The 14033-nt window shown below is 55.4% G+C and carries 13 protein-coding genes; 5 read left to right on the forward strand and 8 right to left on the reverse strand.

What is annotated here, in order from left to right:
• Positions 1-46: 46 nt before the first annotated feature.
• The 3 genes from KTQ90_RS00700 to rpmH all read right to left on the reverse strand — a co-directional run bounded on the left by KTQ90_RS00700 (position 47) and on the right by rpmH (position 2008).
• Positions 47-952, reverse strand: a complete 906-nt coding sequence (locus KTQ90_RS00700; RefSeq protein ID WP_217316825.1) for a tyrosine-type recombinase/integrase — start codon at positions 950-952, stop codon at positions 47-49.
• Positions 953-1368: 416 nt separating this feature from the next.
• Entirely contained in the window at positions 1369-1560 is a 192-nt protein-coding gene (gene rpsU / locus KTQ90_RS00705) for a 30S ribosomal protein S21 (RefSeq protein WP_007897876.1), read from the reverse strand.
• A 292-nt stretch (positions 1561-1852) separates the two neighbouring features.
• Positions 1853-2008 (reverse strand): 50S ribosomal protein L34, encoded by a 156-nt coding sequence (rpmH, locus tag KTQ90_RS00710; protein ID WP_004351099.1) that lies wholly within the window; start codon positions 2006-2008, stop codon positions 1853-1855.
• A gap of 314 nt (positions 2009-2322) precedes the next feature.
• Here rpmH and efp point away from each other — a divergent pair, with 314 nt between their 5' ends.
• From efp to radC, 3 genes are all read left to right on the forward strand, one after another.
• On the forward strand, positions 2323-2889 hold the full coding sequence (gene efp / locus KTQ90_RS00715; protein WP_022158312.1) for an elongation factor P: 567 nt from the start codon (positions 2323-2325) through the stop codon (positions 2887-2889).
• A 195-nt stretch (positions 2890-3084) separates the two neighbouring features.
• Entirely contained in the window at positions 3085-4098 is a 1014-nt protein-coding gene (locus KTQ90_RS00720; RefSeq protein WP_217316826.1) for a glycosyltransferase family 2 protein, read from the forward strand.
• Between the two features lie 476 nt (positions 4099-4574).
• On the forward strand, positions 4575-5291 hold the full coding sequence (gene radC, locus KTQ90_RS00725; protein WP_217316827.1) for a RadC family protein: 717 nt from the start codon (positions 4575-4577) through the stop codon (positions 5289-5291).
• A 75-nt stretch (positions 5292-5366) separates the two neighbouring features.
• On the opposite strand, the gene KTQ90_RS00730 is transcribed toward radC, so the two are convergent.
• Positions 5367-6827: a carbon starvation CstA family protein gene (locus KTQ90_RS00730; protein ID WP_217316828.1), complete on the reverse strand. Its 1461-nt coding sequence runs from the start codon at positions 6825-6827 to the stop codon at positions 5367-5369.
• 165 nt (positions 6828-6992) lie between these two features.
• Here KTQ90_RS00730 and KTQ90_RS00735 point away from each other — a divergent pair, with 165 nt between their 5' ends.
• On the forward strand, positions 6993-7313 hold the full coding sequence (locus KTQ90_RS00735) for a metal-sulfur cluster assembly factor (protein WP_217316829.1): 321 nt from the start codon (positions 6993-6995) through the stop codon (positions 7311-7313).
• A 110-nt stretch (positions 7314-7423) separates the two neighbouring features.
• Positions 7424-8188: a UDP-2,3-diacylglucosamine diphosphatase gene (locus tag KTQ90_RS00740; RefSeq protein WP_022157154.1), complete on the forward strand. Its 765-nt coding sequence runs from the start codon at positions 7424-7426 to the stop codon at positions 8186-8188.
• 102 nt (positions 8189-8290) lie between these two features.
• Here the strand turns inward: KTQ90_RS00740 and trpS are convergent, their stop codons facing one another.
• The 4 genes from trpS to KTQ90_RS00760 all read right to left on the reverse strand — a co-directional run bounded on the left by trpS (position 8291) and on the right by KTQ90_RS00760 (position 14031).
• Complete coding sequence (trpS, locus tag KTQ90_RS00745) at positions 8291-9376, reverse strand: tryptophan--tRNA ligase (protein WP_022157155.1); 1086 nt, start codon at positions 9374-9376, stop codon at positions 8291-8293.
• Positions 9377-9508: 132 nt separating this feature from the next.
• The gene (locus tag KTQ90_RS00750; RefSeq protein WP_217316830.1) at positions 9509-11074 is read right to left on the reverse strand and encodes a sulfatase family protein; all 1566 of its coding nucleotides are present in this window, start codon (positions 11072-11074) and stop codon (positions 9509-9511) included.
• A gap of 84 nt (positions 11075-11158) precedes the next feature.
• A complete protein-coding gene (gene aat, locus KTQ90_RS00755; RefSeq protein ID WP_217316831.1) occupies positions 11159-11809 on the reverse strand; it encodes a leucyl/phenylalanyl-tRNA--protein transferase in 651 nt (216 codons plus the stop codon).
• Positions 11810-11820: 11 nt separating this feature from the next.
• Positions 11821-14031 (reverse strand): AAA family ATPase, encoded by a 2211-nt coding sequence (locus KTQ90_RS00760; RefSeq protein WP_217316832.1) that lies wholly within the window; start codon positions 14029-14031, stop codon positions 11821-11823.
• Between the last annotated feature and the right edge of the window lie 2 nt (positions 14032-14033).

The raw sequence follows: 14033 nt of genomic DNA on the forward strand, positions 1-14033 counted from the left end.
TCTTTGTTTAAGGTCGTTTATACTATATATATAATAAGGTATAGTGTCATCCTTTCGGCGTTTCGCTTCGGGGATGTGCCTCATTATATGCTTTCTTTAGTTGCTCGAACGAGGTGTGGGTGTATATTTCGGTTGTGGAGAGGCGCTCGTGTCCAAGCAGCTTCTGCACGTTTTCGATGTTGGCTCCGTTGTTGAGCATTGCGGTGGCGAAGGTATGGCGCAGCACGTGGGGCGATCGTTTCTGAAGGCCGGTCACGGTGGAGAGCTGTTGCTTCACCATCTGGCGCACTCGCTCGGGGCTTAGGCGCGTGCCGCGTGCGGAGCGGAAGAGCGCCTGGGTGCAGCGCGGCGGTGTCTCGGCGTCGCGACGTGCGGTGTAGCTGCGCAGGGCTTGGGCGAGTTCGTCGCCGAAGGGTATGGCGCGCTGTTTGTTGCCTTTGCCGTGCACGCGTATCTCGCTGCGTGCGTAGTCGACGGAGTTGTCGTCGAGCGAGGTGAGCTCGGAGAGGCGCATGCCTGTCTCGTAGAAGGTGAGCACGATGGTGTGCTCGAGTTGCGCCTGATAGGTGTCGGGCTGCTGTGTGTGGTCGAGCAGCCGGTCCATCTGTTCTTCGCGCACGAACTGCGGCAGGGGCCGGTCGGTCTTGGGGCGGTAGACGATGTGCGCCGGGTCGTGCTCTACGTATCCTCGTGCGAGGAGATAGCGGTAGTAGGTTTTCAGGGCGCTCAGACGCCGGGCTACGGTTGTGGCGCGGTTGCCTTGGTCGAGCTGGTGCTCCATCCAGTCGCGCACGACGTCGGTGTCTACCGTGGCGAACGTGAGTTCGCTGTCGAGACTGCTGAAAAACTGCTGGAACGCTTCGAGGTCGCGGCGGTAGCTTTCCACTGTGTTCTCCGACCGGTTGCGCTCGTAGCGCAGATAGTCGAGAAAGCCGTCAATACCTTTTTGCATGTTCTTTTTTGTTTTTCGCTACGAATATACGACGAATATTTGTCATTTGCAAGTTTTCGGCTGTCTTTTTTCGTTTTTTCACGTTTTAGCGTGGTTCTGGTGCCTATTCGTCGTGTGCGGCAAGTGTTTTACCGCGCTACGGTAACATGATTACCGCAGCGTGGCTATGTCGTTACAGCATTGCGGTAATGGTGTTACCGCGTGGATGTAACGCTGCTGCTGCCAAACACAAAGACGGCAATAGCTGCTCTTTAGAACTGCTATTGCCGTCGCCAGCCTGCCCGAGTCGCAGAGGATTCGGGTTGGCATGTTTATGTCTTAATGATTATTTCTGAGTGTGTACACCTCCTGGTCCATCCGACTGCGCTTGCCGTGGGGCGTGCGCGTCATATTAATTGTTAGTCGAAATGGGGAGATTACTCCTCGTTAGCGCGGAGCTGCTGTACGTAGATAGCGTGCTCCATCTTGAGTCTCTTGAGTACAGAAGGCTTGTTGTACTGCTGACGAGCGCGGAGTTCCTTCACTACGCCTGTCTTCTCAAACTTTCTCTTAAACTTCTTGAGTGCTCTTTCGATGTTCTCACCGTCTTTTACCTGTACAATAATCATTTTTGTTTCTTTTAATTTAAATAGTTATACATTGTTTATTTGCGGCACCGTGCCACAAAGCGGGTGCAAAGTTACTGATTATTTGCCGATTAGCCAAATTTTTCGCAATATTTCTGCATTCTGCCCTGCTTATTCGGCATCGTAATGCGCAGCCGGATGCTACGCACGCCGCTTTGCCTCCATAAACGTTAAAAGGCAGCGGGCGCTCCTTGCGGAGTTCCTGCTGCCTTTTGTCGTCACAAGTCTGCTTGCGACACGTTGCAGTCTGCTCTGCCCCGAGGGGCGCAGCCGACTACTTTCCGTGGTGCTCGTCAGATACTGTCAACTTCTTGCGGCCATGTGCGCGGCGAGAAGCCAATACGCGACGACCATTCTTTGTAGCCATACGCTCACGGAAACCATGCTTGTTTACGCGGCGACGATTGTGCGGCTGAAATGTTCTTTTCATTGTCTTATTTTTATTTATTTGTTATTATTCACACTTTTGGGTTGCAAAATTACTCATAATTTTTTAAACGACAAAGACTTGAGCCTTTTTTAGCTGCATTTTTTAGTTTTTTCTACATTTTTAGGGCAAAATCGCCCGTGTATGGACTGAAAAGCGGTGCGACGGGGAGGTTGAGGGGCTTTTTTTGCCGGTTTTCACGATTTAGGGCGTGTCACGAATAAAAAAAACTATGAACCATGCGTTTTTGTGCGTGATTTTCAGTAACTTTGCAGCGATTTTTGAGAGATAATACAATAATATAAATAAAAACAGCAATGATCAACTCACAAGACATCAAGATGGGAACTTGCATCCGCATGGACGGCAAGCTCTTTTTCGTAATCGACTTCCTTCATGTAAAACCGGGTAAGGGCAACACTTTCATGCGCGTTAAGTTGAAGAACGTTGTCGACGGCCGCGTGTTGGAGCGTCGCTTCGACATCAGCGAGAAGCTTGAGGACGTACGCGTAGAGCGTCGTCCGTACCAGTACCTCTACAAGGAGGGCGAGGACTATATCTTCATGAACCAGGAGACTTACGACCAGATTCCTATCGCTGGTAACCTCATCACTGGCGTTGACTTCATGAAGGAGAGCGACATCGTCGAGGTCGTTTCTGACGCTTCTACAGATACCGTGCTCTTCGGCGAAATGCCGGTGAAGACTAACCTCCGCGTTACTCACTCTGAGCCGGGCATCAAGGGCGATACTGCTACAAACACTCTCAAGCCGGCTACTCTCGAGACTGGCGTAGAGATTCGCGTGCCTCTCTTCGTTAACGAAGGCGACCTCGTTCAGGTTGACACACGCGACGGTAGCTACCTGCAGCGCGTTAAGGAGTAATCCTTACCGAACAACGGAATAAGAAATAGAAAAGAGTAAAAAAGTAAAAAGCATTGGGGATAACGTCATGCACGCCCCGACGTGCTCTTTACTTTTTTACTCTTTTGCGTTTATTGCCGACTCGTCGGCTTGTCTACTTGCCTAATCGTCGGCTTGCCTAATCGTACACTTGTTCACCTGTCAACTCAAAAAGAAATGAAATACAGCATAATAATTCCCGTTTACAACCGTCCGGACGAGGTGGACGAACTGCTCGACAGCCTCACCCGTCAGAGCGAAACCGACTTCGAAGTGGTGGTAGTGGAGGACGGTTCGGCGGTGCCGTGCAAGGATGTCTGCGAGAAATATGCGCAGAAGCTCCGCATACAATACTTCACCAAGCCCAACTCCGGACCCGGACAGACGCGCAACTACGGTGTGGAGCGCGCGCAGGGCGACTACGTGCTCATCCTCGACTCGGACGTGGTGCTGCCCGAAGGCTATCTGGCGGCGGTGTCTGACGAACTGAAGCGCGAGCCTGCCGACGCTTTCGGCGGACCCGACAGCTCGCACCCCTCGTTCACCGACACGCAGAAGGCTATCTCCTACTCGATGACTTCGTTCTTCACCACCGGCGGCATACGCGGCGGCAAGAAGAAGCTCGACAAGTTCTACCCGCGCTCGTTCAACATGGGCGTGCGTCGCGACAGATACATGGAGCTGGGCGGATTCTCGAAGATGCGCTTCGGCGAGGACATCGACTTCTCAATACGCATCTTCAAGGCCGGACTGCGCTGCCGACTCTTCCCCGAGGCATGGGTGTGGCACAAGCGCCGCACCGACCTGCGCAAGTTCTTCCGCCAGGTGTACAACTCGGGCATCGCGCGCATCAATCTCTACAAGAAATACCCCGAGTCGCTGAAGCTGGTGCACATGCTGCCGATGGTGTTCACCGTGGGCGTGCTCGCCATGCTCGCGCTCTGTCTCGTGCTGCTCGTGCTCTGCCCCACTCTGGCGTGGCTGCCGCTCGTGCCGCTCGCCCTCTACTCGCTCCTCATCTGCATCGACTCGGCTCGCCTCAACCGCAGTCTGAAGATCGGCGTGCAGAGCATCGCCGCCGCCTACGTGCAGCTCATGGGCTACGGCTTCGGATTCATCGAGGCTTGGTGGAAACGCTGCGTGCGCGGCAAGTCGGAGTTCGCTGCGTTCGAGAAAACATTCTACAAATAACACACGTCTCCCACGGATCGCACTCTAAGTTTATTGCTGAAAAGAAACTCCCACAGATCGCACAGATACACACAGATGTAGCTTCAGGGGGTGCAGCGGTCTCCGCTGCACCAACAAAACCGGATGGCACTATCATATTGACAGTGGGTGTGAGTCAAAACCTAACCAATGCGGACAGCGCCAGTCTATAAGATAGCTGGGAGATGCCTGGCAGATGGCTGGTAGATATCTGGAAGAAAAGCGCTATCTACCAGCCTTTAACTCACTACTCAACAATGCGTTACACGCCAGCTGGGAGATATGGTAGATTTTTCGCACTAATTAAGTTCTGTAAACATACTCGCCTTGAAACACGCCATAATTATCTGTGTACATCTGCGAAATCTGTGGGAGAAAAGTTCTGCAACAAGTTCTGTGTGTTCTGTGAATTCCGTGGGAGAGCCTTCTGTATTATTTTTCTATTAAACAAACAACCTATGAACGACATAAGCAACAATACTAATCATAACGCTCAACTAAAGATCTCCGATTGGTCGGAAGCCGACCGACCGCGCGAAAAGCTGCGCGACAAGGGCGCCGAGACGCTGTCCGACGCCGAGCTGTTGGCGATACTCATAGGTTCGGGCAGCACGAAGGAGAGCGCCGTGGCGCTCATGCAGCGCATACTGAGCGCCTGCGACAACAACCTCAACACCTTGGGCAAGATGTCGCTGCACGAACTGATGCAGTATAACGGCATCGGCGAAGCGAAGGCGATAACTATCATTGCGGCATGCGAACTGGGCAAGCGCCGCCAAGCGTCGAAGGCTGCCGAACGCCCCGACATGGGGTCGGCGCAGGCGGTGTACGAGTATATGCACCCGAAGATGCAGGACCTCGACACCGAGGAGGCATGGGTGCTACTGATGAACCAGCGCTTCCGACTCATCAAGGCGGTGCGACTGTCGCACGGCGGACTCACCGAGACGGCTGTCGATGTGCGCGTCATTCTGCGCGAGGCGCTGCTCGCCAACGCCACAACGCTCACGCTAATACACAATCATCCGAGCGGCAACGCGCGCCCTTCTGGCGACGACGACCGCATCACTCACAAACTGAAGACCGCTTGCGAGACAATGCGACTCTATCTCATCGACCATCTCATCGTGACCGACGGCCGCTATTACAGCTACGCCGAAGAGGGCAGGATTTAAGGTTCACACATAAAGACAATTGCTTCTATGCAACAGCACAAAACGCTGGTTACATAGAAGCAATTGTTTTTATATTTAATGACAGTTCGATTTTCTAAACCACACAGCGAACCACACGGCAGCAACGACAAGTGCGGTTGCACCGACGCCGTAGCCCACAGTGTATGGCAAGCCGAGCGCAGTCTTCGACACCATGAAGAAGGTGGTGCAGACGCAAGTCATGAAGAGGGCTGGCACGAGCGTGATGATGTAAGGCTTCTTTTCGCGAGCAAGATAGACGGTGATGGTCCAGAGGGCGAAGACAGAAAGCGTCTGGTTAGCCCATCCGAAGTATTGCCAGATGGTGTTGAAGCCGTCGGGGTTCTCCATCTGCCAAACGAGCATGGCGAACGATGCGGCGAAGAGCGGAACGCAGATATACAGACGGTTCTTCTTTGCACGCTGACTGAGTTTCAGCGCCTGAGCGATGATAAGACGGGCAGAGCGGAACGCTGTGTCGCCGCTTGTTATCGGGGCAGCTACCACGCCGAGCATAGCGAGCACACCGCCCACAATGCCGAGCCAATCCTTGCAGACAAGATTCACAACGACGGGCGCCGACGTATGCAGTCCGTTAGCCATGGTGCCGCCAATCTGGGCATATCCCGGCTGCGGAGCGTCGTAGAAGAACCACATCGACACCGTAGCCCAAACGAGCGCCACGAGTCCTTCCGTAATCATTGCGCCGTAGAAGATAGGTCTGCCTTTGCGTTCAGACGTAAGACAGCGAGCCATAAGCGGACTCTGCGTGGCGTGGAAACCGCTGATAGCGCCGCAGGCGATGGTGATAAACAGACATGGGAAGATGTTGTCGGTGAACGAAGCAGGGTCTGTAGCCTTGCCCATATTGCCCACACCATGCCACAGCTCGGGCAGCGCAGGCCATTTTACGAACAGCACAGCCATCAGAGCCACAGCCATGAACAGCAGCGAGAACGAGAAGAGCGGGTATATCTTGCCGATGATCTTGTCGATAGGTAGCATCGTCGCCACTACGTAATAAACGAAGATGATGGTTATCCACATGGTTGTCGAACCACTTATGCCGTGCAGAATCTCTGCCGGACTATACACGAACACCGTGCCGAGCATGATGAGCAGGAACACGGCGAACACCAACAATACCTTAGATGCGGCTCCGCCGAGATAGCGCCGCACGAGTTCGGGCAGGTCGCAACCACCGTTGCGCATGGAGAGCATGCCCACGAAGTAGTCGTGAACGGCTCCGGCGAAGATGCAGCCGAAGATTATCCAGAGATATGCCGCGGGTCCGAACTTGGCGCCCATGATTGCACCGAAGATAGGTCCGGTGCCAGCGATGTTGAGGAACTGTATCATGAACACCTTCCAATAAGGCATCGCGACATAGTCCAGACCGTCGGCTTGCGCCACGGCTGGCGTAACACGGTCGTCGGGTGCGAAGATGCGCTCCACGAAGCGTCCGTAGACAAGGTAGCCCAACACAAGGGCTGCCAGACTGATCAGGAATGTTATCATTTTTTTTAGTTATTATGGTTACGTTATGCGATGCAAAAGTATAGTTTTTTATCGTAACCGAGTAAGAAAAGCTGTATTATTACTGCCATAAAATTCGGTATTCGGATATTTTTCCTTAAATTTGCAATAATATATTAATGTATAACAACCTAAAGTACAAAACGAATGACACAGGAAGAAAAGACACATATAGAAGAACGCATCGTCGACGTGCTCAAGACGGTGTACGACCCCGAAATACCGGTGAATATCTACGACCTCGGACTCATCTACAAGATTGACGTGCAGGACGACGGCAACGTGGACATCGACATGACTTTCACAGCGCCTACATGCCCCGCCGCCGACTTCATACTTGAGGATGTACGACAGAAGGTAGACTCGCTCGAGCATGTGAAGTCGGCTAACGTGAACCTCGTTTTCGAGCCTGTATGGGACCAGAGCATGATGACGGAAGAGGCAAAGATAGAGCTTGGATTCGACTAACAAGGTCGAATATTGAGCTTTGAATAGTGAGTTTTGCGCTCGGCTATGCCGCTTGCTATAACAAGAATGGTAGGCTGCGCCGATTTTGAATTAACCAATGTTGAATTCGCATGAAAAATGTATATTTCCTTAGCGATGCCCACCTCGGTTCGTGGGCTATCGACCACGGTCGCACGCAGGAGCGCCGACTCGTGAGGTTTCTCGACTCGATAAAGACAAAGGCGCGCGCCATCTATCTGCTGGGCGATATGTTCGACTTCTGGTGCGAGTGGCGCTACGTGGTGCCGAAGGGCTACACGCGCTTCCTGGGCAAGCTCTCGGAGCTGACCGACATGGGCGTGGAGGTGCACTACTTCACCGGCAACCACGACATCTGGACATACGGATACCTCGAGGAGGAGTGCGGACTGATTGTACACACCAAGCCCGAGACGGTGGAGATTTATGACAAGGTGTTCTACATAGCGCACGGCGACGGACTGGGCGACCCCGACCGCCGCTTCAAGTTCATAAAGAGCGTGTTCCACAACCGCACGTGCCAGGTGCTGTTCAACTCGCTGCACCCGCGCTGGGCAATGTGGTTCGGACTCACTTGGGCGAAGCACTCGCGCTTGAAACGTGCCGACGGCAAGGAACCGCCGTACATGGGCGAAGACCGCGAGCATCTCGTGCTCTTTGCGAAGCAGTACATGAAGACGCACAACGATGTTGACTACTTCATGTTCGGACACCGACACATAGAACTCGACCTCTTCCTCTCGAAAAAGACGCGCATGATGATTCTCGGCGACTGGATAACACAGTTCACCTACGCCGTGTTCGACGGCGAGCACATGTTCCTTGAGGAGTATGTGGAGGGCGAGAGTCAGCCGTAAACGATATATAAAAAGCCAAGTCGTATATAACGATATATAAAAAGGGCAAAACTCACGATTAATGAGTTTTGCCCTTTTTCATAGGAGGGTTATGGCATTCTTTTACTTGCGGAACTTTTCAGCCTGCTGCTGAATGAGCGCAGCGTCGTTGAAGTAGTCAATCTGCATTGCGCGACGCACCTCGTCCATTGTCTGAGCGGCTGTCTCGCGTGCAGCCTCCGAACCCTTACGCAGGATGTTGTAGATTTCGGGGATATCCTTCTCGTACTCTGCGCGGCGCTCGCGAATCGGGTCGAGCATCTTGTTGAGCACGTTGTTGAGGAACTTCTTCGTTGTGCCGTCGCCGATGCCGCCACGCACGTAGTGGTCCTTCAGCTCGTCGAGTGTCTTGTACTCGGGCCAGAACTCTGCGAAGTCGTCGGGTGTGCTGAACGCCTCAAGATATGTGAACACGGCGTTGCCTTCGAGGTTGCCCGGCTCGTCCATGCTCATACGCGGCGCACCGTTCGACATCTTCTTCACCTTCTTCCACACCTCAGCGGCTGAGTCAGAGAGGTAGATGCAGTTGCCGAGCGACTTCGACATCTTCTCCTTGCCGTCGGTGCCTGGCAGACGGCGTGCCGTAGCGTTCTCGGGCAGCATGATCTCCGGCTCAACGAGCACCTCGCTGTATGTCTGGTTGAAGCGGCGCACAAGTTCGCGTGTCACCTCAATCATCGGCTCCTGGTCTTCGCCTGCAGGTACGGTTGTAGCCTTGAACAGAGCGATGTCGGCAGCCTGGCTCACAGGGTAGCAGAAGAAGCCGAGCGGAATGTTAGCCTCGAAGTTGCGCATCTTTATCTCGGTCTTCACAGTCGGGTTGCGCTGCACGCGCGACACGGTGATGAGGTTCATCAGATAGGTAGTAAGCTCGGCGAGCTCCGGTATCTGACTCTGTATGAACAGCGTGCACTTCTCGGGGTCGAGACCAGCCGAGAGGTAGTCGAGCGCCACCTCAATGATGTTCTGGCGAATCTTTTCGGGGTTGTCTGCGTTGTCGGTGAGAGCCTGCACGTCAGCCATGAAGACGAACATGCGGTCGAAATCGCCAGCGTTCTGCAGTTCGACGCGGCGGCGGAGCGAGCCTACATAGTGACCCAAGTGGAGCTTACCTGTAGGACGGTCGCCCGTAAGAATTATCTTTCCCATATTTTGTTTATTTTTTATTTCCTGTTTGTTTTTGTTTCCTATCAACCTACAAAGGTACATTATTTATAGGAATTGGGCAAAAACTTTGCCGTTTATCACAAGAATTGGGGCGTTTGAGCTACTCAGCCTCATCTATTTCGCCCTTTCGCGGCGCAATACGTTCTGCAGGTCGAACACGGTCTGTGCGTTTTCGAGCGCCACGTTGTGCTCCTCCTTAATGTCTTTCTGCATGTCGTAGAGCTGCGGTTGCGGGCTGTTGCCAGTCTCCACGCGTTCGCCGTTGAGCGTAGCCGCCCAGCCGATGGTCTTTGCGCCGTCGTTCGGCTCTATGTATTTCCACTGCTTTGTGCGCACGGAGAGCACGTGGTTGTTAGCCATACCGATGACGTACGGACGATCGGTGCGGTCGTTGCCAAGGAGCGTACTGATGCGGTTCTCGCTGTCTACGGCAGCGCCCTTCGGTATGCGTGCGTTGATGAGCGAACCGAACGACGCCAGCAAGTCGATATGCGAGAAGAGCGCTTCCGACGTTTCGCCTGCCTTCACGCCGCCTGCCTTCCAGCGCACGATGACGGGCACAGCCGTTCCGCCTTCGTAAGCCGAATACTTGCCCGAACGCCACGGCCCCTGCGGCGAGTGTCCGTTGAGCAGTTCGTCGGCGCGGTCTACATATCCGTCGTCGGTGACGGGTCCGTTGTCGCTGGTGAGCAGGATGATGGTGTTGTCGGCAATGCCGAGTCGGTCGAGCGTGCGCATAATCTCGCCCACCGACCAGTCGAACTGCACGATGGCGTCGCCGCGCAAGCCCATGCCGCTCTTGCCGCGGAATCGCTCGTGCGGGAATCTCGGCACATGCACGTCGTTCGTGGCGAAGTACATGAAAAACGGGCGGTCGGCGTGCTGCTTGATGTAGTTGACGGCGTAGCCTGTTATCGAGTCGGCGATGTTCTCGTCCTTCCACAGCGCCTTACCTCCGCCCTTCATATATCCGATGCGTCCGATGCCGTTCACTATTGCTTGGTCGTGTCCGTGCGACGAGCGCAGGTTGTAGCACAGCTCTGGATGCTCGCGCGCCGTAGGTTCGCCCTCGAAGTTATGATAGTAGTTCACGTCGATTGGCGCCGACTCGTCGTAGTTAGCCACCATGCCGTCCTCGATAATCACGCAGGGCACACGATCGGCAGTAGCCGCCATGATGTAGTGGTTGTCGAAACCAATGTCCGCAGGCGACGCCGGCAGCGGCGCGTTCCAGTCCTGCTCGCCGGTGCGGTCGCCCAGTCCTAAGTGCCACTTGCCTATAGCGCACGTAGCATAGCCCTGCGAGCGGAACATGTCGGCTATGGTGAACTGCTCGGGCTTTATAATCATCGCCGCATTGCCCGGCGCCACGTCAGTGCCTGGTCGGCGCCACGGATACTCGCCTGTCAGGAGCGAGTAGCGCGACGGCGTTGAGGTAGAAGCCGCTGCATGGCAATCGGTGAAGCGCACACCTTCAGCAGCGAGTCGGTTCACGTTAGGCGTTTCGACGTTCTTCGCGCCGTAACATTCGAGGTCGCCGTAGCCGAGGTCGTCAGCCACAATCATAATCACGTTCGGTCGCGACGTGTCCGCCTTCGCCCTCTGTTTCTTCGCCGCCATCGTCGGCTGTGTCGCCCACGCTGCGAGCAGCGAGAGCGCTATTGTCTTGTTTATCTGCATATTTGTTTGATTTGTTTTAGTAGTTTCTATTATTTTAATACAACTTATATATAAGCGTAGCAACGGCAAGCATGCCGTAGTCTCCTATATTTGCTGCAGAATCTTCATATACTCCTTGTAGGAGATGGTGCGTCCGCCCATCGACTTGAGGTGCGGCGTTTCTATCTGGCAGTCTATCATCAGTCCGCCGTTCTCCTGCATGAACTCGGCGAGGAAGATCAGCGCGAGCTTGCTTGCGCTGGGCACGAGCGAGAACATGCTCTCGCCGATGAAGCAGCGTCCGAGCGTAACGCCGTAGAGTCCGCCCACGAGTCGGTCGCCCTCCCACACCTCCACGCTCTGCGCGAGGTTCTGGCGGTGCAGCTCGGTGTATGCACGGATGATGTCCTCGCTAAGCCACGCCCCTTCCGAGTCGTAGCGTCCGTCGGCTTTCTGGCAGCCGCGTATCACGCCGTCGAAGTCATCGCCGATAGACACGTCGTACTTGCCCTTGTTAATCAGCGTGCGCATCGAGTGCGACACGTGTATCTCGTTGGGGAAGATGACGAAGCGCTCCTGCGGACAGTACCACAGCGGCTCGTCGTAGTCGCGGAACGAGAACCACGGAAAGATGCCATGACTGTATGCGAGCAGCAGTCGGTCGACGGAGAGGTCGCCGCCAACGCACAGGAGTCCGTCGGGCTCCACGTCTACGGGCTGAGGAAATATCAGTTCTTTACCTATTCTGTATATCATAATGTGGAATGTTACGCAAGTCGCAATGCGCCGTCCTTTACATCGACAACGGCATCGCCACTTTTCTTCAATCGTCCGAACAGTATCTCTCTCATCAGCAGCGGCTTGAGCATCGAGCCGATGACGCGGTCGAGCTCTCGCGCTCCGTACTCGGGCGTGAAGCCCTTTGTGAGGAGCAGTTCGCGAGCCTCGGCGCTGAGGTGCAGCGTCACATTCTTTGCGCTGAGCTTGGTCTGCAGCTGCGCGAGCTTCTTGTCGAGGATGAGCGATGCCATCTGGCGCGACATATCGTGGAAGACAACGATGTCGGTGAGGCGGTTGATGAACTCGGGCTTGAACGTCTTCTTCACTGTAGTGAGCATGGCGTCGCCGCGCGACACGCTGCCCGTGAATCCGATGCTGGCGCGCGAGGCGTACTGCGCTCCGGCGTTGGAGGTCATGATGATGATGGCGTTGCGGAAGTCGGCACGCTCGCCGTGGTTGTCGGTGAGCGCGGCGTAGTCCATCATCTGCAGGAAGATGTTGAAGATGTCGGGGTGCGCCTTCTCTATCTCGTCGAAGAGCAGCACGCAGTTGGGCGTCTTGCGCACGGCTGCCGTGAGCAGTCCGCCGTCTTCGTAGCCCACGTATCCTGCCGGCGAACCGATGAGCTTCGCCACGGCGTGCTTCTCGGCGTACTCGCTCATGTCGAAGCGCACGAGCTTCATGCCCATTCGCTCTGAGAGCACGCGCGCCACCTCGGTCTTGCCGACGCCGGTCGGACCGACGAAGAGCAGACTTGCCATCGGCTTGGTGTCGTCGGCGAGTCCGGCTTTCGACATCTGCACAGCCTCAACCACACGGCCTACGGCTTCGTCCTGACCGAATATCTCCTTCTTTATGTCGCTCTCCAGCGTGCGCAGCGCGTCGTTCGACTGCTCCTTGAGTGCTTCGGCGTCAATCTTGCAGACGCGTGCGAGAATGTCGGTGACGAGCCGGCGGTCTACGGTCTGACGCTTCTGCGTGGTGAGCGGATGGGTCTCGCGGTAGGCGCCTGCCTCGTCGATGAGGTCGATTGCCTTGTCGGGCAGGAAGCGGTCGCGTATGTGCTTGGCGGCGCTGCGCACGGCGAACTCAACGACGCCCGCAGCGTACTTCACGCCGTGGAACTTCTCGTAGCTCGGGCGCAGGCCCTCCACGATGCGTATGGCGTCGTCTACCGACGGCTCGGCGATGTCTATCTGCTGGAAGCGGCGCACGAGCGACTTCTGCTTGGCTATGTAGCGGTTGTACTCGTCGTATGTGGTCGATCCGATGAAGCGTATCGCTCCGCTCTCAAGATAAGGCTTCAGCATGTTAGAGGCGTCGAGCGATGCATCGCCGTTGCGTCCGGCTCCGATGAGGTTGTGTATCTCGTCGATGCAGAGAATGGCGTTGCCCTCCTGCGCGAGTCCTTCCATCACCATCTTTATGCGCTTCTCGAAGTCGCCCCTGAACTGTGTGCCTGCCACCATCGTGCCCATATCCATCATGTAGACGCGTGCTCCGCGCAGGCGTTCGGGCACTGCGCCACGCTCTATGAGGGCGGTGAGTCCGTAGATGAGCGCTGTCTTGCCCACGCCCGGCTCGCCCACGTGCAGCGGGTTGTTCTTGTCCTTGCGGCAGAGCACCTGCATAGTGCGCTCCAGTTCGGCTTCGCGACCGATGAGCGGGTTATGGTCGGCGTATGTGTCGTTGACGCAGGTGACGAGCTTGCGCCACGGTGCGGGGGCGTTGGCGTCGCCGCCGTCAGCCGCTTCGCCCGTTTCGTCTACGGCGTATGCCGACACGAGCGACTGCATGAACTCGCCCTTCTCGTCGCCCGTGAACTGGTCGAGAAGATAGGCTGCCTGCGAGTCGTTGAGCATGAGCATAGCTGCCACGACGTGCGGCACGTCGAGCGTGTCCTGGTCGGAGTATTGCGCCTGCTTGATGGCGAGCGACATCATCTCTGAGAACTGCTGCGAGCCTTCGATGACGTACTTCTGTGTCTCGGGCACCACCTCCATCGACAGGAATTCCTTCTCGAGTTGTGTGATGAGCCACGAGGCGTCGTGGGGCAGCAATTCGCTGGCGCTTGCGAACTGGTCTTGTGAGGCAAAGGCGTAGAGCACGTGCTCCGGCGTCACGAACTCGTGGCGCCAGAAGTCGCAGTCTTCGATTGCCTGCTTTATTGCGTTTGCTAAATTCTTGCTGTTGTTCATAT

The organism is Leyella stercorea (assembly GCF_019052365.1).
In the GTDB taxonomy this organism is placed as follows: Bacteria; Bacteroidota; Bacteroidia; order Bacteroidales; family Bacteroidaceae; genus Prevotella.